This is a genomic window from Mesorhizobium sp. B2-6-2, from assembly GCF_006440615.1.
In the GTDB taxonomy this organism is placed as follows: Bacteria; Pseudomonadota; Alphaproteobacteria; order Rhizobiales; family Rhizobiaceae; genus Mesorhizobium.
On sequence record NZ_VFUG01000029.1, the window covers coordinates 16,903 to 37,949 of the forward strand.

Below are 21,047 nucleotides of genomic sequence, written 5' to 3' on the forward strand. Positions count from 1 at the left end.
AATCAGGATCTCGAATGTCGGGAAGAAGCCAGCCGTGCTACGGCTTGGTTGATGGTTCGCACGCCAAGTTTTGCCTTGGCGTTTTCCAGATGGAAGGTCACGGTTCGTTTCGAGACGCTGAGAATCTGGCTGATATCCCAGGCCGACTTGCCGTCCGCCGCCCATTTCAAGCATTCGAATTCTCGCGGGGTCAGGATTACGCCATTGACCACGCAATCTTCGGCGAGCCTGCGCCGGGCAAATATATGAAAGCTGATCGCGACCAGCTGCAATGCTTGCTCGTACCGTGTCAGTGACCGCAAGAGAGGCGGACGGGGCTGGTCGGAAGCCAAGGTCAGCGCAGCAAAGCGGCCGCGATGGTCATGTATCGACATGGTCAACCCGGAACGAATGCCAAATCGAGCTGCTTCTTCCAGAATCCGTTGCTGTGAAGCCGGGAGATGTTGCCGAGCTAAATCCACACCCCAATCAAAGGTGTCCCAGCCTTGAAGCCCGCGCAGGATCACCGGATCATGCCTGTGGTAGCGCAATTGCATATAGCGCGATGTCCAGGATGGGGGATAATTCGAAATCAAGCGCGGCTTCCGGCCGGAAGCTGACGGGCAACTGAAATAGGCAAAGAGCGGAAAGTCTAACGCGGCTGCGGCAGACGCCATTGTCTCACACAGATCGACAGCATCGACGCTTTCGGAGAGTTGCTCGAGGAAATTTTCAAACACGCGATGCATCTGCGCTTTGCATAAACCTCCGTGCCGTTGCTCGGCGCAGACCTTCGTCTAAATGATTGGCGATCCATTCGACGTTTGCGAGCTGGTCGGCTTAATCGCGGGCATTGCTCTGCTCCTGGTCAATGAGCCTGTTGTGCGGCGATGCAGCGCCGCGAGCCTCTAATTTGTTGCACCAATTGGTGACATTCCTATGTTGTCGATAAGCCGTATGTCGCCTAGCCATGCCGCGACAAGCAAGCGTGCCGGTTGGTCAAGGCTCGTCAGCGGTTGCAGATCTGCCTCGCGGCGAAGTTCCAGGTACTCGACTTCGCGATAGCCGGCAGCCAGGATTGCTGCGCGCGCTTCCGCAAGAGTGGGAAGGACAGGAGCGCCGCGCGCAAGCCGATCGGCCACCCCCAGCAAGACCGCTGCCAACTTTGGGGCAATGGCGCGCTGTGCTGGCGAGAGCCGAAGATTGCGCGAGGACAGTGCAAGACCGTCGGCTTCGCGGATTGTCGGACAGGCCAGGATGGTGATTGGAATGTCCAGGTCGCCGACCATGCGCCTGACCAGCTGAAGCTGCTGAAAGTCCTTTTCGCCAAAACAGGCCAAGTCAGCGCCGGTCTGCAGGAAGAGCTTGGAAACGACTGTCGCCACGCCGTCGAAATGGCCCGGCCGAAAGCTGCCGCACAGGCCCTCGCTGATGCCGGACACCGAAATGCTCGTGGCGAAGCCTGGCGGATACATCTCTTCTGCATCCGGCAGATAGAGCAAATGCACGCCGAGCGGCGCAAGCCTTGCAGCATCTTGGTTTTCCGTGCGAGGATAGGCATCAAGATCGGTGGCACTGTTGAATTGCTTGGGGTTGACGAACAGCGTCACGACTACCCGATCGGCCTTCTGAAGCGCAGCACGCACGAGACTGAGATGACCTTCATGCAAGGCCCCCATGGTCGGTACAAGGGCGACCTTGGCGCCTGAGCGACGCCATCGCGCGGTAACAGCGCGGAGCTCGGCAGTGCTTCGAACGATCGGCACGCTCATGTGACGTCTCCGGCCCTCGCCTCGTGTGTGTAGAGATGTTCCGCCGCCGGAAAGCACCGTCTCCTGACGTCAGCGGCATAAGCCGCAATCGCTGCATCGGCCTGTTCGCCAAGTTCGGCGTAGCGCTTGACGAATTTCGGCCGGAAGGAGCTGAAAAGCCCGAGCATATCGTCGCTCACCAGAATCTGGCCGTCGCAGGCGAGTGAGGCGCCGATGCCGATGGTGGGGACGGCGATCTCCGCAGTGATGCGTTTTGCGAGGGGTTCGGGCACCTTCTCCAGCACCACGGAGAATGCGCCGGCCTCCGTAACCGCATTGGCATCGCGCCTGATGCGCTCGGCATCTTCTCCCCGCCCCTGGACGCGGTAGCCACCGAGCGTATTGACCGCCTGAGGCGTTAAACCGACATGCGCCATGACAGGGATGCCGCGGGCGCAGAGGAAGCGGATGGTCTCGGCCATTTTCTCACCGCCTTCGAGCTTCACAGCCGCACAACCGGTCTGCGCCATCAGGCGCGCAGCGTTGCCGAAGGCCTGCACGGGGCTCTCTTCATAGGAGCCGAATGGCAGGTCAACGACCATCAATGATCGCACCAGACCGCGGCGCACCGCCTGGCCGTGCATGATCATCATGTCGAGAGTGACGCCCAGCGTCGATGAGAGGCCGTGCAATACCATGCCAACGCTGTCGCCAACGAGAACGACGTCGCAGTGTGGATCAACCAATCTGGCTATCGGCGTGGTGTATGCCGTCAGGCAGACGAGTGGAGCCTGGCCTTTCCGCGCGCTGATATCCGGCGGTGTGATCGCCTTTGTCTCACCCGTTGCACTCAACGATGCATCCTTCCCTAGCGTTACCCCCCGCGGGTGTCGCGTTTGGCATATTTTTGTGCGAGTGCGAAGTGCAAAAAAGATCGTCCAGCTGTGCGGTGTTGACGTTCGTGCAGCAACGCTTAAATTCAATCGATTGATAACCCCGAATTCGGGAACAACTCACCTTCGCGAACATGAACCATCAGGCAAAAGGAACCAGAAAAGGCAGAGCCGCGGTCAAGGCCGACGAAGCAAAAGTGGACCTGATCGCCGTTGTCGTCGCCGTAACTGACAGTGATCCCTGTCTTCTCACCATCGGGAACGCGGATACCCTTCCGTCCGGCCCCTATGCGCTGGAGCATCGATCGCTGCAATCAGGTCTGAGGGGTTGGGTCGAGCAACAGACCGGCCACCCGCTCGGCTATATCGAGCAGCTCTACACCTTCGCCGATCGGGACCGCATAGGTGCCGAGCCCCAGGAACGCGCCATCTCAATCAGCTATCTCGCACTCACTCGCAAGGAACAGGCAGCGGGCTCCGCTAGTTGTGGGTGGCGCAGTTGGTACGAGTATTTGCCCTGGGAAGATCATCGCTCCGGCACGCCGGTGGTGCTCGATATCTTACGACCACGCCTGAGTGAGTGGGCTGAGGGCGCCAGCGACGCCACCACGCGACGCGAACGCCTGCAGCGCGCCGCGATTGCCTTCGGTTTCGACCACCGCAATTGGAATGAGGAACTCACCCTACAGCGTTATGAGTTGCTCTATGAATCTGCCCTGATCGAAGAGGCTGGCCGCGGGCGGGACGCAACGCCTGCGGTGACATCTGGCAAGGCAATGGTCGCTGACCATCGACGAATCCTGGCGACGGGCATTGCGCGGCTACGCTCCAAGATCAAATACCGGCCGGTGGTTTTCGAGCTCATGAGGCCGTCCTTCACGCTGCTTCAGCTGCAGCGGACCGTGGAGGCCCTCGCCGGGAGGCTCATCAACAAGCCGAATTTCCGCAGGCTTGTTGAGCAGCAAGAGTTGGTCGAGGAAACTGGCGAGACCTCCCTCGAGACGGGCGGGCGACCGGCAAAGCTCTATCGGTTCCGGCATGCCGTCCTCGACGACAGGGCTGGGGCCGGGACAAAATTGCCGCTCGCGCGGGCTTGACATACTTATAGTCAAGGTAGACATATTCCCCTTATTGTCAGATCGAATATAAGCGGAGGCGCTGATGACTGGGGCGTTACCTACGGCTGCGTCCCTGTACGAGCGCGTCCGGCGGGTGATTCCGCCAGTCGAATGGCCGGCGTTTACCGACGACCTTGAAGCCATCCTTGCGCTGAAGCGCGATCGAAACGCGGTCATCCTTGCGCACAACTACCAAACGCCGGAGATCTTCCATTGCGTGGCCGACATCGTCGGCGACAGCCTCGCACTGGCCCGCAAGGCGGCCACGGTCGAGGCGCAGGTCATCGTGGTTGCCGGCGTGCATTTCATGGCCGAGACGGCCAAGCTGCTCAATCCTAACAAGATGGTCCTCATTCCGGACCTCCGCGCCGGTTGCTCGCTGGCCGAATCCATCACGGCAGAGGACGTGCGGCAGCTACGGCAGCGCTATCCGGGGGTCCCGGTTGTCACCTACGTCAACACTTCGGCAGCGGTAAAAGCGGAGTCGGACATCTGCTGCACCTCGGGCAATGCCCGCGCGGTGGTGGAATCTCTCGGCGTGCCGCGCGTGATCATGGTGCCCGATCAATACCTGGCGATAAACGTTGCGGCGGACACGGATGTCGAGATCATCGCCTGGAAGGGCCACTGCGAAGTGCATGAGCGCTTCACGTCGACCGACATCCGGGAATTGCGCGATGCACATCCTGGGGTCATCGTGCTCGCCCATCCAGAATGCCCGCCCGAGATTGTCACACAAGCGGAATTCTCCGGCTCGACTGCGGCCATGTTGGATTATGTCGAGCGGGAGAAACCAGCGCGCGTCGTCCTGCTGACCGAATGTTCGATGAGCGACAATGTCGCGGTCGCGCATCCCGAAATCGAGTTCATCCGCCCTTGCAATCTCTGCCCGCACATGAAGCGCATCACCTTGGCCAACATCCGCGCCGCGCTCGAAGAGAACCGGCATGAGGTTCGGATCGCCGCCGGGATTGCAGAGCGCGCGCGCCACTCAGTCGAGCGAATGCTTTCCATATGAGCCTCGACGTTCATGACATTGGCGGGGCACCGGTGATCATCGGCTCTGGTTTGGCAGGCCTGATGACCGCGCTCCATCTGGCGCCGGAACCGGTTGTGCTTCTATCTAATGCGGGGCTGGGAACCGGAGCCTGCAGCGAGCTCGCCCAAGGCGGTCTTGCTGCAAGTGTCGGCGGCGAAGACAGTCCCGAACTTCATCTTTGTGACACCCTGGCGGCCGGCGACGGCCTCTGCGACGAGGCAACGGTGCGGCGAGTGGTCCGAGCTGCACCTGAAGCGATCAGGACTCTAGAGCGGTTTGGAGTCGCATTCGACCGACGCGCTGATGGCGCCTTGCGGCTGGGGCTCGAGGCGGCGCACTCGCAGCGGCGGATCGTGCATGCGGCGGGCGATGCCACCGGTCGCGAACTGGTGCGCGCGCTGGTCGCGGCAGCACGGCGCACAGCCTCCATCACTGTCCTGGAAAACGTCGAGGCCCGCCGGCTTGTCGTGGAAGACGGGGCGATCATCGCCGTGGTCGCGGCCGGGTGCACGGGCGCAATCGCCTTGCCAACGCGCCGCGCGGTGCTGGCGACCGGCGGCATCGGCGCCTTGTTCAGCGAGACGACAAACCCGCCTGGCTCATGTGGACAGGGGCTCGCGCTCGCCGCTTGTGCCGGGGCGGAGTTCGCCGACCTGGAATTCGTGCAATTCCACCCGACCGCCCTCGAGGGCCCGCGGCGGCCGATGCCGCTGGTGAGCGAGGCGGTGCGTGGCGAGGGTGCTGTGCTCGTCGACGAGCAGGGAGAGCGTTTCCTGGGTGATACCCCAGGGGGCGAGCTTGCGCCTCGCGACGTGGTTGCGCGCGCGGTTTGGCGCCAACTCGCTCTCGGACGCCGTGTGTTTCTTGACGCCAGGCAATGTCTGGGTCCCAGATTTGACAAGCGCTTTCCGGCGATCGCCGATTTGTGCCGCCAGGCCGGCATCGATCCGGCGACCGACCTGATCCCGGTGCGCCCGGCCGCACATTATCACATGGGCGGTGTTGCAGTAGACGCTGCGGGCCGCAGCTCCATCGAGGGACTGTGGGCATGCGGCGAGGTCGCTTGCACGGGTCTGCACGGCGCGAACCGGCTCGCCAGCAACTCGCTTATCGAAGCAGTGGTGACGGCGAGCTGGGTTGCTGAAAGCGTCGCCGACGCATCACACACCCGGCGACCACGCGTGTGTTCGGCATTCGTGCCTCAACGGCCGGACGCCTCCGGCATCCGTCCAATCGTCTCCGCCGCGCTCGGCATCGTCCGCGACGGCGAGACGCTACGCGACGGGGTGGCTACCCTGTTGCCGGTTGCAGCTCACGACAGCGCGGCGTCTGACCCCGCCATGGTCGCGCTGATGATCGCCATTGCGGCTCTGCGGCGCGAAGAGAGCCGCGGCTCGCACTATCGTTCCGATTTCGCCGGACGCGATGCAGATGCGCGCCAGTCACGACTGACACTGCGCAGCGCAATACAGACCGCCGTCGCACTCAGCTGGCGAGCGCCGATGCGGAGTACCCTGACATGAAATTCTCACCGCTTCCCTCAACCCTGATCGAACCGATCGTGCGCGGTGCTCTTCTCGAAGACCTGGGCAGATGCGGCGATCTGACCAGCGAGGCCGTGATCCCGCGCGATCGCACCGCCACGTTGGTGCTGAAGTCGCGACAAACGGGGATCGTTGCCGGGCTCGATCTGGCCGCCTTCGCCTTCATGCTCGTCGAACCTGCGATCGACATGCAAATCTGGAGAGTTGACGGCAGCGATGTCGCGGGGGGCGAAATCATCGCCATGCTGTGCGGACCGGCGCGGGGCCTGCTCACCGCCGAGCGCACGGCGCTCAATTTTCTGTGTCATCTAAGCGGCATTGCCACTGCCACGGCAGCGATGGTCGAAGCCGTGCGTGGCCACAAGGCGAGGATCGTGTGCACGCGAAAGACGACGCCCGGCCTGCGCGCGCTGGAGAAATATGCGGTACGCGTCGGCGGCGGCGCCAATCACCGCTTCGGGCTCGACGACGCCTTCCTGATCAAGGACAACCACATCGCGATCGCCGGCGACATTCGCACGACAATAGAGCGGGCGCGCGCTGCCGCGGGGCACATGGTGAAGATCGAGGTCGAGGTCGAGACCCTCGAGCAGCTCGATACAGCGCTCACGCTGGGGGTCGACGCGGTGTTGCTCGACAACATGTCGGTTGAGGACCTTGCCCGCGCCGTGGCAATGGTTGGGGGCCGCGCCGTCACGGAGGCTTCCGGCCGGGTGACACCGAAAATGGCACCGGCGATTGCTGCGACGGGTGTTGATCTCATCTCGGTCGGATGGCTGACACACAGCGCGCCCATTCTCGACATCGGCCTGGACATGCCAACTCGCGGGAACATCAGCACTCATTTGAACTAACGGGAAACACAATGGGGAGCAACGTGCTCGGGCTGCGCGCACCAAAAGGCGCGAAAGAGCACGCTTCATGCGGCTCACCCTTCATTACTTCCGGATCCCAATATTGCGCCCACCGACGAGCCAATCGGAAGGGGCTCCCACTCGACGGACTGGTGAGTGCGCTCGCTGATCGGCAATAGAGGCTTTGACGATGACAACGGAAATGAACGAGGAGTGCGACTCGGACTTTGCCACGCAGTCGATGGAGGCAGCACTAGCCCGATGGAGCCGCAAAGAGGCCGAGGCTATATACGGAATGCCGTTCAACGATCTGCTCTTCTTGGCGCAGACGGTCCATCGCCAGAACTTCGATCGCAACCGGGTGCAGCTGTCGCGGCTTCTCAGCATCAAGACCGGCGGATGCCCGGAGGATTGCGGCTATTGCAGCCAGTCTGCGCATCACCAAACCGGCCTGAAGGCCTCGAAGCTGATGGAGGTCAAACATGTCGTCGAGGAGGCGACCAAGGCACGAGATGCTGGCGCAACCCGCTATTGCATGGGCGCTGCCTGGCGCAGTCCGAAGGAGCGCGACATGGACGCCGTGCTCGCCATGATCGAAGGCGTGAAGGCGCTCGGCCTGGAGACCTGCATGACTCTCGGCATGCTCGACCTCAGCCAGGCGCAGCGCCTGAAGGCGGCCGGTCTCGACTACTACAACCACAACATCGACACCTCTGCGCGCTATTACGGCAAGGTCGTTTCGACCAGGACCTTTGCCGACCGGCTGGAAACGCTTGGGCGCGTGCGCGAGGCTGGGATCAAGGTCTGCTGCGGCGGCATTGTCGGGATGGGAGAGGAAAAGGCCGATCGCATGGACATGCTGGTGACGCTGGCGAACCTGCCCGAGCCGCCCGAAAGCGTGCCGATCAACATGCTGATCCCCATCAGGGGGACGCCGCTCGCCGATGCCGAACCCATCGATCCGATCGATTTCATCCGCACCATTGCGCTCGCCCGGATCATGATGCCGAAGTCTGATGTAAGGCTCTCCGCCGGCAGGACGGCGATGAGCGACGAGACCCAGGCGCTGTGCTTCTTTGCCGGCGCCAATTCCATTTTTGTCGGCGACACGCTGCTGACTGCGGACAATCCCGGAGAGGACAAGGATACTCGTCTATTTAGACGTCTGGGCATCGAACCGATGCGAGGCGAGGCGAAATGAACGAGCCACCGCTCGCCCGCTTTGAAGCAACCTTGCAGGGGTTGGCACGCAAGGACCGGCTGCGCGCACTGGCGCCGCGGGTCGGGCTCGACTTCTCGTCCAACGATTATCTCGGGCTTGCTGCCTTCAAGAGACTTGGCGATGCAGTCGCGGCGGCAATCGAGCGGGGCACCCCTGTGGGCGCTACCGGATCGCGGCTTCTGCGCGGCAACGCGCCGGAGCATGAGGCGCTGGAGTCAGATGCTGCCGCGTTCTTCGGGGCCGAACGGGCGCTGTTCTTCGGCAGCGGCTACATGGCCAACTTCGCCCTCCTGAGCACCCTGGTGAAGAAGGGCGACCTGTTGATCCTCGATGAACTCGCCCATGCCAGCATGCATGAAGGGGCCCGGGCAGGACGCGCCGAGTTCAGGCTGGTGGCACACAATGACATTGATGCTTTTGAGGACGCGATCAGGCGCTGGCGCGCCGAAGGCGGCATTGGCCGCATCTGGATCGGCGTTGAAAGCCTCTACAGCATGGATGGCGACTGCGCGCCGATGGAGAGCCTGGTTGAGCTTGCCGATCGGCACGAGGCCTTCATACTGGTCGACGAGGCACATGCCACAGGTGTCTGGGGACCGGGGGGCCGCGGGCTGGCCGCCGCGTTCGAGGGCCGCGACAACATCGTGGCTCTCCATACATGCGGCAAGGCACTCGGCGCATCGGGCGCGCTCGTCACCGGGCCGCGAGTGCTGTGCGACTATATTGTCAATCGCTGCCGTCCGTTTATCTACGCCACCGCACCATCGCCGCTGATGGCAGTGGCTGCGCGCGAAGCGCTCGCAATGCTGGTCGACGAGCCGATGCGCCGCGTTGATTTGCACGAGCACGTTGCCTTCGCAAGCCGGCAACTGGCCGAGCATTGCGGAGCCAAGCCCAGCGGTTCGCAGATCCACCCATTTGTCATTGGGGACGTGGCGCGCACCATGGCTGTCGCGGCGGCTCTGCAGGCTCGCGGCTTCGACTTACGCGGCATTCGTCCGCCGGCGGTGCCGGAGGGTACCTCGCGGCTGCGCATTTCGCTGACGCTCAACGTGGGCAAGGCTGACATTCGCGTCATGGTCGAGACGCTTGCCGAAGTATTGGCCACCACGGCATGAGCAAGCGCATCGTCGTCACGGGAACCGATACGGGAATTGGCAAAACCGTTTTCGCCGCGGGGCTCGCAGGTCTGCTCGACGGCTTCTACTGGAAGCCGGTCCAATCGGGTCTCGAAGGTGAGACCGACAGTGAGGTGGTCGAACGGCTCGCTGGCCTGCCATCGGGGCGGGTGCTGCCGGAGGCCCACCGCTTGAGGAGCCCCTTGTCGCCGCACCGTTCAGCCGAAATCGACGGTGTCTCGATCGAGCCTGCCGATCTTTCATTTCCGGTCCTGCCCACACCGCTCGTCATCGAAGGCGCTGGCGGACTGATGGTGCCGATCAATCGACAGACAAGATTCATTGACATCTTCGCTGAATGGCGGCTGCCGGTGATCCTGTGCGCCCGCACTGAACTCGGCACGATCAACCACAGCCTGCTGTCGATCGAAGCCCTGCGGGCTCGCTCGATCCCGCTGATCGGCGTTGTCTTCATCGGTGAAGAGGCGGCCGATACGCAAAAGACAATCACCGAGTTGGGCGCGGTGCGTCAGCTCGGCAGACTGCCACACCTCGCTCCGCTCACGAGCGAAACTCTGAGAAAGGCGATGTTTGCAAGCTTCGACCTTGCGCAGATGGCTGGAGGCGAGTGATGCCGCGGTCGCGCGTCTGGCATCCCTTCACCCAGCACGCGATCGAGCCGCCCATGCTGTCCGTCGTCCGCACCGACGGAGCTTGGCTGGAGACGAATGACGGAAGGCGTATCCTCGACGCAATCTCCTCCTGGTGGGTGGTCACTCACGGGCACCGCCAGCCACGGATCATGGAAGCGATCCGGATTGCGACCGAGATGCTTGACCAGGTGATCTTCGCCGGCCTCACCCATGAGCCGGCAGAGCAATTGGCGTCGGCGCTGATCGAAATGGTGCCGCCAGGCCTCGACTGGGTCTTTTATTCCGACAGCGGCTCCACGAGCGTTGAAGTCGCACTGAAGATGGCGCTCGGCTATTTCCGCAACACAGGCGCGCCGCGCTCGCGCATCGTCGCCATGGAACACAGCTATCATGGCGACACGATCGGCACGATGAGCGTCGGCGCCCGGGGCGTGTTCAATGCCGCCTACGAACCGCTGTTGTTCGAGGTCGACACCATTCCTTTTCCGGCCGCGGGGCGGGAGCAGGAAACGCTGGATCGTTTCGAGACCCTGTCTCTTGACCGCCGCGCCGCCGCGCTGATCATCGAGCCGCTCGTGCTTGGCGCCGGCGGCATGCTGATGTATCCGGCCTGGGTGCTGGCGGAATTGAAGCGGATCGCTGAAGCGTCCGGCACGCTCTTGATCGCCGACGAAGTGATGACCGGCTGGGGGCGCACCGGAACCATGTTCGCCTGCGAGCAGGCATCGATCTCACCGGACATATTGTGCACCTCGAAGGGCTTGACTGGCGGCGCCGTCCCGCTGGCAGCCACGCTCGCCAGCGATGCCATCTTCGAGGCCCACTACTGCGTGGACCGAAAGAAGACCTTTTTCCACTCAAGTTCCTACACCGCCAATCCGATCGCCTGCGCGGCCGCGCTTGCCAATGTCGAGGTCTGGCGGTGCGAGCCGGTCGCCAAGCGGATTGCGGCCTTAAGTGCGAGACAGGCCGATGGCCTGCAACGCTTCCAAAACAATCCCTTCTTCGCCGAGGGCCGAGCAAACGGCACGATCCTAGCCCTCGATCTGCGCACCGGCTCGGCCGGATATCTGGCGGAGATCGGGCCGAAACTGCGCGCTTTTTTCCTCGAACGTGGCATGCTGGTGCGCCCGCTCGGAAATGTCCTCTATCTTTTGCCGCCCTATTGCATCACCGGCGACGAACTGGACGGGCTCTATGACGCCATAGAGGAGGCCGGCGAACGCTTCGGTTCGCGATCATGATCCGGTCGTCGCGCATCGTCGGTTTCGGTCATCACGCGCCGGCGCGCAAGGTCAATAACGCGGAAATCGAAGGTCGTCTCGGGCTCGAACCCGGCTGGATCGAGCGGCGCACCGGGATACGGTCGCGCTTCTGGGCAACGGGCGAAGACACATTATCGGGCCTTGCCACGCGCGCCGGCGACATGGCGCTGGCGAATGCCGGTGTCGACCGTGACGATATCGGCCTGCTGTTGCTGGCCACGTCCACGCCCGACCATCTCCTGCCACCGAGCGCGCCGCTGGTGGCCCACCGGCTCGGGCTCGACCGCGCCGGTGCGATTGACCTGACGGGTGCCTGCGCCGGCTTCATCTATGCCTTGATGTTGGCGGATGGGTTCACCCGCCTCCATGGCAAAGCGAGCCTGGTGATTGCCGCCAATATCCTCAGCCGCCGCATCAATCCGGCCGAGCGCGCAAGCGCGGTGTTGTTTGCGGATGCCGCCGGCGCGGTGGTGGTTGCCCCGTGCAAAGAGCCGGACGGAGGCATTCTCGGCGCGGCGATGGCCTCGGACGGCTCGCGCTACGGGCTGATTCAGATTCCCGCCGGCGGCAGCAACACGCCGTTTCATGGCGAGCTGGACCTCGAGCAAACCCGTATGACCATCAGTGACGGGCGTGAAGTGTTCGCCAGGGCTGTAGAGATGATGACTGACTGCTCGAGAGGTGCGCTCACGGCCGCCCGAATGCCGCCGCAACACATCGATCGTTTCGTGCCGCACCAGGCCAATGCCCGGATCTTCGATGCGGTCGGCAGGAATCTGGGCATAGCGGATGAAGCAATTGTCAAGACGATTGCCGATTACGGCAACTCTTCGGCCGCGACGATCCCACTCTCGCTCTCGCTTTCGCATCGGGCGCAGCCGTTTCGGCCAGGCGAAAAGATTCTTCTTGCCGCGGCCGGTGCCGGTCTCAGCGGAGGCGCACTCGTCATAGGAATTTAGCCGTACGCGGTCATGCACAGGATCCGTCACCGATGACACGAACGAACGGGCGCACGAAAAAATGGTCGCCGACAAGCTTCATGGGCGCTGGCGTGGTCAGGCCAGAGCGATCAAAGTTGCAGATGATTCTGTCGATCAGCACGATCGGCAATGCTGTCTTTCGAAGGTTGTCGGCGCCAGCATGGGAGAGCGGAGCCAACAGAGTTCATCACCCCTCCTCACCTCGACGAAGTCGTCCTGGTCGATAAGTCCGGCCCTTCTGGTCCATAGATCAATATTGTAGCGGCAGCACCGGCAGCCGAGAATTGAACAAGCGGCCCCTCGAAGGCATCAAATGATCATGCAGTCCGAAAACAATACCCATCTGCCTGCCTCAGCAACGCTCGCTCCCTTTCGAAACCCGGTGTTTCGCTCGATCTGGACCGCCACACAAATATCCAGCCTCGGTTGGCTCGTGCAAACGGTGGCCATCAGCTGGCTGATGGCCACGATTTCCGCTTCGGACCTGATGGTTGCGCTGGTGCAGGCTGCATCCACCTTGCCGGTGTTCCTCCTCTCAATCGTTGCCGGAGCCATTGCCGACAACTTCAGCCGCCGATGGGTGATGTTTGCGGGGCACTGCCTGATAGCATTGGCTTCAACGACGCTGATGATATCCGTGGGTCTGGGATTTGCCGGTCCATGGCTAATTCTTGCATTGGGTTTCCTGGCTGGCTGCGGCTTTGCCTTGAATGATCCGGCCTGGCACGCATCTGTTGGCGATATCCTTCACAAAAGGGACATCCCGGCCGCGGTCACCCTCATGTCCGTAGGATACAACATTGTACGCAGCGTTGGTCCGGCTTTGGGGGGCGTGGTCCTGGCATTTCTTGGACCGCTTGCCGCTTTCGCCTTGGCAGCGCTGAGTGATCTGGCGCCGCTAACCGCGATATGGCGCACACGATGGAAGGTTCGCACTTCCCCTCTCCCTCGTGAACGCATGACGATGGCAATTCATGACGGAGTGCGCTTCACTGTGATGTCCCTGGAGATCAGGGCAGCGATTGCCCGTGCAACCCTTTTCGGCCTGGCAAGCATCTCCATCCTTGCATTGCTGCCTCTATTTGTCCGGGACCAGCTGAAGAGCGGCCCGATCATCTACGGCATCTTGCTGGCCGGCTTCGGGATGGGTGCTTTCATTGCGGGCATGAGCAATAGCTTTCTAAGGCGGATGACGTCTCAAAACAGGCTGGTGTCCTTCGCCTCTGTCGCTTGTGCGGCATGTTGCCTTTCGCTTGCACTCACATCATCGGTCCCCGTGGCGGTCGTTTCGCTGGCACTCGGCGGCGCGGGTTGGCTCATCACCTGGACTGGGATCGACGTGTCGGTGCAACTGGCAAGCCCCAGATGGGTGGTCGGCCGGACACTGTCGATCTACTACGCCTTGAGCGCAGGCGGGATGGCGGCTGGCAGCTGGATCTGGGGTACTGTCGCACAGAACTACTCCTTAGGCTGGGCTTTGGAGGGCGCCGCCGGCGCTCTGTTGCTGGTTGCGGCTGCGGGAATGCTGTTACCGGTCGGTCCATGGGAGGAAACGGATCAGGAAAGTTCGGATTTTCGCCCGCCGGAGCTGGCACTCGACTTGAAGCCCAGAAGTGGACCCATAGTGGTCAAGGTGGAGTATCGGATACCCGAAGAGAACATCGAGACCTTTCTGGGCTACATGCGCGCCAGGCGGCATGTTCAGAGCCGTGCCGGTGCGCGAAACTGGACACTGCAGCGAAATCTTCAAACGCCTTCGATTTGGACAGAGACATTCCGCACGCCGACCTGGATGGACTTTCTTCGCCTGAATCATCGGCTCACGGCAGCGGATAAGGAAATCGGTGACCATCTCCTGTCACTGCACGATGGGGAGGATCCTCCTCACACAGTGCTTTCCATTGAACGCACGACTGAGGCCGCGCGTACCCGTTCCCCAACACTCTTTTCTCGCCCTCCGAGGTGACGTGACCACGCGTCGAGCATTGGGGTCTGGCCTTTGGCGCTTCTGGCGGACCGAGAGACCTACTTTGCTGCAAAAGCTCCGAATTCCGCGCGGCCAACCAGAAGCTCGGCATACAGCAGTTCGCGTGTGAAACAGCATTGGCCACACGATCCCAGGCCCGAAACCCAGCAGTCATTCCCAGTCCAGTCGCTCGGAACTCTGATCGTGGCGATGTGCTTGAGCCTCATAATTGTCCGCTAGCGTGTCGAGAGCCTTGGCCGTATGCGGATGGTCGAAAGAGATCGCATTCGACCATCCGCGGTATTTAGCGGCTTCCTTCCGTTCCAGCTCCCCACCGTCGCGCGGCGATCGCATTGTTACGCCACGTCGGTTCATCTTACCGGTCAAAAAGCCATTGATCATTGGTTTGCTGCGGAAAAGATCGATTGCGTCGCGGACCGCTTCGGCCGGCCAGTTGCCGTCTGCTCCAAAAGGAGAGGCAGCCAAAACGTTGCCAATGCGACTGTCGGCGATATCTTCTCGGCCGGCGGTCTTAGCGAGCGATCGAGCTTCCTTGATCCACCCCTCAAGAGCAACGTTATCGATCGTCCCATCATCTTTTGTACCGGGAAGCCGATCCCATTCCTCAAGAAGTCGGTAGGCCTGGGTGGCGATGGCGCGTGCTCGCTCGGGATCCTGCGGCTCAACGTCGACGACACCGCTTTCCTCGCTCGCCTTGAATACCGCGCTGAGTATTTGGACAAAGAAGGATGGCTGCTCCGACAGCGCCTTCATAAGCACCTTGGGCGGACGGCGCGAGCGAGTCAAAATCGGTAGATAGGCCCACTCGACCTTGACCAATGCATTGCTGTCGACGTCATCACGTTTGTCAAGCACCTGGAGGATTTCGGCGACGTAGTGCTGGAACATCGTCGCTTCGTTCCTGTCGCCCTCGCTCTCGAACGGCTGTCGGACGGCCTCAAGTAGCACCTCGATGAGAAGATCTGAGAGCAGATCAGTTCGGCTGTCGCGTGCCGCGAGCGGCAGAGCGTGACGCGCGCGACCAACGGAGATGAGTTTGCGGATCGCGAAACCGACCTCGTCACGGTCGTCGCTCATCCAGAACACCGGCGTCTGACGCCAATACGTTTCTTCGATTTCAGCGCCAGCGCTGGTAGCCTGGTCCCAAGTCCAACGCCGCCCAGGAAGCGCGCGCAGGATCGTAAGCAATGCGGTGTCGCCCCAAGAGCGACTGGTTGCCTTAGCGATCAACTCAGCTGCCCATGGCTCCTTTCGCTCTGCAAAGGCAGAGACGATCAGGCCGTGGGCAAGAGCACGCTCATGCGCATCTTCGCTTCGAATTGCCGACTCCAACAGCGCTTCGAGATCGGGTTCGGAGAGACCGCCAGCAAAGAGCGCCTTGCCGATGTATCCCGCTGTGCCAACCTTGCGGGAGAGCGCGAGGATGGCTGGAATGCCGTCTTTGGAGAACAGGGCGTGTGCGGCATCTTTCCTCGCTAGATCGACCTCACGCTCATTCGTCTTCCAACCTTCGGCCGAAGGCCGTGGCAAGCCCGCATCTTGTTCAAAGAGCCATGCCACGCGCTCTATTGGATCAGCGGGTGCGAAGCGCTCGTAAATCGCCTCAAGTCGGTCGAGCACTTGACTCGGCATGGACCATTCGGCGTCTGGAAATTGCCGATGGTGATGGAGGACACGGCGCATGGCGGCCCATATTGCTGCGCGGTCAATCTGCTTAGTAATCCTCGGCTCAGCCGCCTCCAGTGTAGAGAACCCACCTTCCGTGTCCGGTGAAAGGTCAGCGAATCGGTCGAGCAGCGCGGTCCACCTGGCGGCATCGAGGCCGACGTCGACGAGCACACGCTCCGTGATCGCCACAGCTCCGCGCCCGATGGTGGCCCATGTAGCCACCTCGACTTCATCGACGGTAAAATCACGCCACAGCGGCATCGGCGACGGGATGGAGGTGTCGTGCCCCTGCGGTAGCAGGCTCAACATGAGTTTCCAGGCGGCGTCTCGCTCGTGCTTGCGAATGAGGTCGAGCGCCCGAAGCCGCAGGTCGAGCGTCGCATAGGTTTGGGGCAGCCAGAGAAGATGAATCGCGCGGAGACTGTTGGCCGGTCGGTTCGCGTATTGCCCGGGCGGGTTGTCGATGGCGTCCAGCCGAGCCAGGACATGGGTCACTTTCGGCATGAGCTCTGGCGACCAGGCCAGGGACTCGAGCGCCCACAAAAGATCCGACAAATGCTCTGCCCCAAAGACACCTTCCCCGTCTCTGCCGAATAGGGCGCGGATTGGCGGGTCGTTCAGATCAAGGCTATCCTCGATGGCCCGAAGAAAGGCGCTCGGTGAGGCCTCGGCCAACAATCGGAAGTCTCGAGATAGGGACCACCATCTCTGTTTGGTGGCATTCGCCAGCAGCTTCGCGACAATATGATCAGCACGGCGTGCGGCGTCCGGTATCGTCTTAATCTCCTCGCCCCACAGAGCAAGCAGGATCAGTACTTGTCCGATCCCATGGCGCAACATTCCCGAATAGTCGCGCTGGACGCCGCGAACACTCGCCATCCAGCGCTCGTCTGGGTCCATCTCGAACCGCGGATCTACGGAGCCGAGGACAGCATGGGCTGCAGCCTCGAAGCGCTTGATGTCGACCCCTGTCAAATGCCGCGCAAGCAGGAACCATGCATCTTGCGGCGAAGCGATACGCCAGGTCGAGCCGATCTTTTGCAGTGGGCTGTCAAATCTTCCGACGTAAGGCATCAGATCGCGGGCGATTGCGTCATATGGTTCGTCAGCGAGCTCTGCAAGGCGTGCCTTATCCGCCTCTGCGTCCTCATCCCAGCCGCCCGCGAGAAGTGCTGCCAACAATGCTTGAGGCGGCCTAACCTCCGCCCACTGTGGCCGTCGCCCCGGCGCGCTGGGAATAAGGCGACGCAGGACAGCCAAATTGCGTGCGCTGTCGCGCGCGTATGCCTCGGCACGAGGTTGCGCAATGCCAGCGGCAACCAGAGCGCTAGCGATCCCCTCGCGCGACGGTCGCGGTAGGGCACGGACGTCACCTCGGGAGATCGGCCGCTCGTCATAGGCTTGCAGGACATAGTGGCCGCGTCCCGCCAGCGCGTGCGCGATGCCGGGGTCTGGTTCAGTCATGACGACAATCAGAGGACCTGGCGCGTTTGCCAATGCTCGCGCCGCCGCAGCGGTCGTCGCCACCAGGCATCGGGCCTTGTAAGCGGCCTTCACTTCGTCCGGGAGCATCGCAAGTGTTGCGTAAAAGAACGACACGACCTCATCTGTGGTCGTAGCTTGGAGCGAGAAAACGGATGGCTTGCTGCGAAGCCAGCGGAGAAGGTCAGCTGCTTCCTCGTCACGATCACTTAGGACCAACTCCTCGGTCAGGGGCCACTTCGCAGCGAGCGACCACTCTTCCCAGACTTCCTCGAGCTCTCGAGTGTCCTCCGGTCGCTTCCCCAGGCGAACCGCCAACCACAGCCCAACCACCGGTGTTTGTTCGATCCAGTGGACAAGGTCGTCGGCGTCATAAACACGAACGTTTGCCCAAGGCCCTTCCGCCTCTCGGGCCTTTGCCCATTTATCCTTGCCGGGCCAGTGGCGGGGAGTGACGAACACAAAGCTAGCATTGGCTGGATCGAACGGCGCCGGCTCGTCGGTTCGCTTCCGGTAATCCTCGGTCACCTTTCTTTCGATGTCGCGACGCTGGCTTCCGATCTCCCAACCAGCCTCACCTTTCGGCACGTAAGAGTTTCCTGTGTCCGTGTAGGTCTGTCCGTCCCAGCCCGGATGCTGGACCCCTTCGTCAGCTGGAAAGCGGAGGTGAACTGCGGTGCCGGCGGTAGCGCGTATCAGATGTGAAACAAGGGTTGGCATGCTCAGCACGCCTTCTGTTCGGTTTGCCCAGACCGAAAGATCTTCCGCATCCACCCAGCGGATAGGTGCGCCTGCTCGCTCGGACGGGGTGATATTCGGGATAGCTGGTCCGATTACCGCACCCGTCGGCAGGAAACGGATGCCGGCATTTTCGAGCGCCGTACGAATTGCTTGGGCATTGTTGGCGACGGGGATACGTTGACCCCGCTCGAAATCCGCAACGGTAGAGGTCGCCACGCCGGCTTGCTTGGCCAAGTCGTGCTGGGACCACGCCAAAAGAGCCCGGGCGGCCCGGACGTGCTTTGGGGTAAGATCAAGCGGGGAAACCTGTTGCGCCATGGTCATATGAAATATATGACATCAGTTGAGTTTTCCCAACTGTTCTTTTCTGTCGACAAATCTAAATTTTTGCCGACAATAGATAACAAATGCCTCGAAATCGTATGACCCACCGTGAGACCGCCCTGAATCTCGTTCGAGATCGCGGCATCGTGCGTGCGCGCGACTTTACGGCGGCCGGCATCCCGCTGGTCTATCTCAGGCGCCTTACCGAGGCCGGTGATATCGTACGTCTCAGGCGCGGTCTATACCAGCATCCCGAGCGAATGGGCGAAGACACCGATCATGATCTGGCAGAAGCGGCACGTATTGTGCCGAACGGCGTGGTCAGCCTCATCAGCGCGCTTCGTCACCACGGTTTGACGACCCAGCTTCCGCACGCGGTGTGGATGACGATACCACACAAGGCAAGGACGCCGCACACTCCAGGCCTGCGTCTGGAGATTGTTCGGGCGACCTGCGAAGTCCTGGCATCCGGAGTCGAGTTCATCCGCGTCGAAGGCGTCGATGTAGCGATCTATGGCGTCGCAAAAACGGTTGCCGATTGCTTCAAGCATCGCCGTCATGTTGGCGAAGACGTCGCAGTCGAGGCGCTCCGCGACGCTCTGCAACAACGAAAGACCATAGCGAGTGAGCTGATGAAGTACGCGGTCATTGATCGAGTGACCGCCCGGATCGAGCCCTATATCAAGGCCGTACAATGATGGCTAAGGTTCTCAAGAATCCTGCCGCCTCAATAAGAGACCGCCTTCTTCAGCACTCTAGGCAACAGGGTGACGACTATCAGCGCATCCTGACGCGGTATGCGATCGAACGCTTGCTTTTCCGCCTCAGTATGACCGAAGCGTCCGAGCGCTATGTACTCAAGGGCGCAATGCTGTTCGTGACCTGGCCCGAATACGTCTTCAGGCCAACCGGCGATCTTGACCTGCTCGGCCAAGGCGACCCTGACCCCGGCGCCATTCACGACCTCTTCACCCGGATTTGCCAGGTCGAAGCTCCCGACGAAGGCATCGTCTTCGATGCGGCCTCCCTGACAGTCGATCCCGTGCGCGAAGGAAAATACCAAGGCGTTCGCCTGAACCTGAAGGGTTGGCCGAACAGCCTTCAACAGCGGCGCCAAGTTGACTTCCGCCTGGATCCAGCTTGGTGGCCTGCGTGTCGGGAAGGACGACTCGGCCTTCGACACGTTTGCCGGATACTCCGGGAACGTCTTCAATAATGCACTCGTTGCGTATTGGCGATTTCGACACCAACGTAGCTCAGTACTATCTGGATTCCGACAATGGGTTTTCAGCTCTGGTTTCACTTGAATAAGGGGCGGGTGAGGTCGGTTCTCTTGACGGCCATGTTCCCCACGTCGTCTTAGGCGTGAGACAGACACAGGCTGGCGGAGCGATCACCGGCGTCATCGCTCGTGACAGCAACTACAACGCTTTGGCTGGCAAGGTCCGCATCGACCTCAACGTCACAGATGATTGTCGTTATTCGGTATGTTCGGCTACGGCTCCCTTGGCAATCCCAACGACGACCCAAGCAGGGCGATCGCCGCTCAGGGTCGCGGCTTCTACAAGAATGGAGCGGCGACTGGGCTTTGTGGGTAGGGGCCACTTACAGGTTTCGACGAGAAAACGTCGTTGAACCTCCAGGTCTCAGGCGATCAGCTCAGCAACTGCGGACTGGCTGCAATTCGCCTATATGGCCATTCCAGGGTTCACAATCAGGGCCGAAGTCGATTATGCCCACTACGCCAAGCTCACTCCCGTCGCCTCGAACCCGGCTAACGTCGGCAAAGCGGACAGGCTCGGCGGCGTTCTGCGATTCCAAAGCTCGTTCTAACGGAATGAATTTGAACGGCGGCGCCCGACGGGTGCCTCGCTGTCTGGCCTTTCAAGATGTCGTCCCGCATGATCATGCCCGGACTCCGTTGCTGGGCTTCAGAACCTGCTCAGCGAGACTCCCAAGCTCGGTAACTCAACAGCTGGTCCGCGACATCGCCGGTCGATCTGCATCTCTGTTGGGCTACTACCTGGCGATGAAGCTGCCGAATCGAGAGCACGCAAGGGCTGAGAACACCTAGACACTTCGTCCAGGCACTTGAACCTTCTTCAGTGGTTCAGGATGAGTTTCGGCGGGCGTCGTCGCAACATCAGTGAGAATTTTGTTCTGCTGGGCCGTCTTCAGGGCAACTCAATCTGAATCGCAGCCGACTGCCCAGGCTCGCAAGCCTTTGGTCCCGGAAGCCGTGACAGCATAAGGTCTAGCCAAATTTCGTGCCGCCTCGCCCAGTTCTCAGCCGCGTTGTTGTCGCCGGGAAATGGCCGACCCTCCTATCCGTAGCCGGCGTCCCAAGCAGCACCGCAAATTGGGCAATGGCAATGTATGCATCCACGTCATGGATGCTTCTTTATCTAAGCAATCGATTTCTCCGGCTG

General features: G+C 61.5%; 16 protein-coding genes and 1 pseudogene. 12 read left to right on the plus strand and 5 right to left on the minus strand.

Going from position 1 to position 21,047, the window contains the following annotated elements; all coding sequences use genetic code 11:
- Positions 1-2 precede the first annotated feature (2 nt).
- The 3 genes from FJ419_RS29535 to panB form a co-directional block, all read right to left on the minus strand.
- Positions 3-728, minus strand: a complete 726-nt coding sequence (locus FJ419_RS29535) for a LuxR family transcriptional regulator (RefSeq protein WP_064993292.1) — start codon at positions 726-728, stop codon at positions 3-5.
- Between the two features lie 159 nt (positions 729-887).
- Positions 888-1,751: a pantoate--beta-alanine ligase gene (gene panC, locus FJ419_RS29540; protein WP_064993293.1), complete on the minus strand. Its 864-nt coding sequence runs from the start codon at positions 1,749-1,751 to the stop codon at positions 888-890.
- The gene (gene panB / locus FJ419_RS29545; RefSeq protein ID WP_064993294.1) at positions 1,748-2,584 is read right to left on the minus strand and encodes a 3-methyl-2-oxobutanoate hydroxymethyltransferase; all 837 of its coding nucleotides are present in this window, start codon (positions 2,582-2,584) and stop codon (positions 1,748-1,750) included. Before panB ends, panC begins: the two co-directional genes overlap by 4 nt.
- Positions 2,585-2,757: 173 nt before the next feature.
- Here panB and FJ419_RS29550 point away from each other — a divergent pair, with 173 nt between their 5' ends.
- The 10 genes from FJ419_RS29550 (at position 2,758) to FJ419_RS29595 (ending at position 14,382) form a co-directional block, all read left to right on the plus strand.
- The gene (locus tag FJ419_RS29550) at positions 2,758-3,720 is read left to right on the plus strand and encodes a hypothetical protein (protein ID WP_064993295.1); all 963 of its coding nucleotides are present in this window, start codon (positions 2,758-2,760) and stop codon (positions 3,718-3,720) included.
- A 64-nt stretch (positions 3,721-3,784) separates the two neighbouring features.
- Positions 3,785-4,759 carry a quinolinate synthase NadA gene (gene nadA, locus FJ419_RS29555; RefSeq protein ID WP_064993296.1) on the plus strand — a complete coding sequence of 325 codons (975 nt, stop codon included), beginning with the start codon at positions 3,785-3,787 and terminating at the stop codon, positions 4,757-4,759.
- Entirely contained in the window at positions 4,756-6,303 is a 1,548-nt protein-coding gene (locus FJ419_RS29560) for an L-aspartate oxidase (protein ID WP_064993297.1), read from the plus strand. Before nadA ends, FJ419_RS29560 begins: the two co-directional genes overlap by 4 nt.
- Positions 6,300-7,178: a carboxylating nicotinate-nucleotide diphosphorylase gene (gene nadC, locus FJ419_RS29565; protein ID WP_064993298.1), complete on the plus strand. Its 879-nt coding sequence runs from the start codon at positions 6,300-6,302 to the stop codon at positions 7,176-7,178. Before FJ419_RS29560 ends, nadC begins: the two co-directional genes overlap by 4 nt.
- Positions 7,179-7,419: 241 nt before the next feature.
- Positions 7,420-8,379, plus strand: a complete 960-nt coding sequence (gene bioB / locus FJ419_RS29570) for a biotin synthase BioB (RefSeq protein ID WP_246679425.1) — start codon at positions 7,420-7,422, stop codon at positions 8,377-8,379.
- Positions 8,376-9,518: an 8-amino-7-oxononanoate synthase gene (locus tag FJ419_RS29575; protein WP_064993300.1), complete on the plus strand. Its 1,143-nt coding sequence runs from the start codon at positions 8,376-8,378 to the stop codon at positions 9,516-9,518. The genes bioB and FJ419_RS29575 overlap by 4 nt, the downstream gene beginning before the upstream one ends.
- Positions 9,515-10,150, plus strand: coding sequence for a dethiobiotin synthase (gene bioD, locus FJ419_RS29580; RefSeq protein ID WP_064993301.1), 636 nt, complete (start codon positions 9,515-9,517; stop codon positions 10,148-10,150). Before FJ419_RS29575 ends, bioD begins: the two co-directional genes overlap by 4 nt.
- Positions 10,150-11,415 (plus strand): adenosylmethionine--8-amino-7-oxononanoate transaminase, encoded by a 1,266-nt coding sequence (locus tag FJ419_RS29585; RefSeq protein WP_064993302.1) that lies wholly within the window; start codon positions 10,150-10,152, stop codon positions 11,413-11,415. The genes bioD and FJ419_RS29585 overlap by 1 nt, the downstream gene beginning before the upstream one ends.
- A complete protein-coding gene (locus FJ419_RS29590) occupies positions 11,412-12,395 on the plus strand; it encodes a beta-ketoacyl-ACP synthase III (protein WP_064993303.1) in 984 nt (327 codons plus the stop codon). Before FJ419_RS29585 ends, FJ419_RS29590 begins: the two co-directional genes overlap by 4 nt.
- A 340-nt stretch (positions 12,396-12,735) precedes the next feature.
- Positions 12,736-14,382, plus strand: a complete 1,647-nt coding sequence (locus FJ419_RS29595) for an MFS transporter (RefSeq protein WP_064993354.1) — start codon at positions 12,736-12,738, stop codon at positions 14,380-14,382.
- Positions 14,383-14,553: 171 nt separating this feature from the next.
- Here the strand turns inward: FJ419_RS29595 and FJ419_RS29600 are convergent, their stop codons facing one another.
- A complete protein-coding gene (locus FJ419_RS29600; protein WP_084015682.1) occupies positions 14,554-18,618 on the minus strand; it encodes a helix-turn-helix transcriptional regulator in 4,065 nt (1,354 codons plus the stop codon).
- Positions 18,619-18,716: 98 nt separating this feature from the next.
- Between FJ419_RS29600 and FJ419_RS29605 the strand changes: the two genes are divergently transcribed.
- Positions 18,717-19,316 carry a type IV toxin-antitoxin system AbiEi family antitoxin domain-containing protein gene (locus FJ419_RS29605; RefSeq protein ID WP_084015684.1) on the plus strand — a complete coding sequence of 200 codons (600 nt, stop codon included), beginning with the start codon at positions 18,717-18,719 and terminating at the stop codon, positions 19,314-19,316.
- A 29-nt stretch (positions 19,317-19,345) separates the two neighbouring features.
- Here the strand turns inward: FJ419_RS29605 and FJ419_RS31350 are convergent, their stop codons facing one another.
- On the minus strand, positions 19,346-19,831 hold the full coding sequence (locus FJ419_RS31350) for a hypothetical protein (RefSeq protein ID WP_064993306.1): 486 nt from the start codon (positions 19,829-19,831) through the stop codon (positions 19,346-19,348).
- On the opposite strand from FJ419_RS31350, the pseudogene FJ419_RS29615 reads away from it, so the two are divergent.
- Positions 19,746-20,451, plus strand: a pseudogene (locus FJ419_RS29615) (porin); the annotation flags it as partial. The gene FJ419_RS31350 and the pseudogene FJ419_RS29615 overlap by 86 nt on opposite strands.
- Between the last annotated feature and the right edge of the window lie 596 nt (positions 20,452-21,047).

Bases quoted from the DNA above. Each gene is read 5' to 3' on its own strand.
- FJ419_RS29600 (WP_084015682.1), bottom strand. From the start codon at position 18,618: ATGACCATGGCGCAACAGGTTTCCCCGCTTGATCTTACCCCAAAGCAC.
- FJ419_RS29595 (WP_064993354.1), top strand. From the start codon at position 12,736: ATGCAGTCCGAAAACAATACCCATCTGCCTGCCTCAGCAACGCTCGCT.
- FJ419_RS29535 (WP_064993292.1), bottom strand. From the start codon at position 728: ATGCATCGCGTGTTTGAAAATTTCCTCGAGCAACTCTCCGAAAGCGTC.
- FJ419_RS29550 (WP_064993295.1), top strand. From the start codon at position 2,758: ATGAACCATCAGGCAAAAGGAACCAGAAAAGGCAGAGCCGCGGTCAAG.
- FJ419_RS29605 (WP_084015684.1), top strand. From the start codon at position 18,717: ATGACCCACCGTGAGACCGCCCTGAATCTCGTTCGAGATCGCGGCATC.
- bioB (WP_246679425.1), top strand. From the start codon at position 7,420: ATGGAGGCAGCACTAGCCCGATGGAGCCGCAAAGAGGCCGAGGCTATA.
- FJ419_RS29590 (WP_064993303.1), top strand. From the start codon at position 11,412: ATGATCCGGTCGTCGCGCATCGTCGGTTTCGGTCATCACGCGCCGGCG.
- panC (WP_064993293.1), bottom strand. From the start codon at position 1,751: ATGAGCGTGCCGATCGTTCGAAGCACTGCCGAGCTCCGCGCTGTTACC.
- nadA (WP_064993296.1), top strand. From the start codon at position 3,785: ATGACTGGGGCGTTACCTACGGCTGCGTCCCTGTACGAGCGCGTCCGG.
- bioD (WP_064993301.1), top strand. From the start codon at position 9,515: ATGAGCAAGCGCATCGTCGTCACGGGAACCGATACGGGAATTGGCAAA.
- FJ419_RS29560 (WP_064993297.1), top strand. From the start codon at position 4,756: ATGAGCCTCGACGTTCATGACATTGGCGGGGCACCGGTGATCATCGGC.
- FJ419_RS29575 (WP_064993300.1), top strand. From the start codon at position 8,376: ATGAACGAGCCACCGCTCGCCCGCTTTGAAGCAACCTTGCAGGGGTTG.
- FJ419_RS29585 (WP_064993302.1), top strand. From the start codon at position 10,150: ATGCCGCGGTCGCGCGTCTGGCATCCCTTCACCCAGCACGCGATCGAG.
- nadC (WP_064993298.1), top strand. From the start codon at position 6,300: ATGAAATTCTCACCGCTTCCCTCAACCCTGATCGAACCGATCGTGCGC.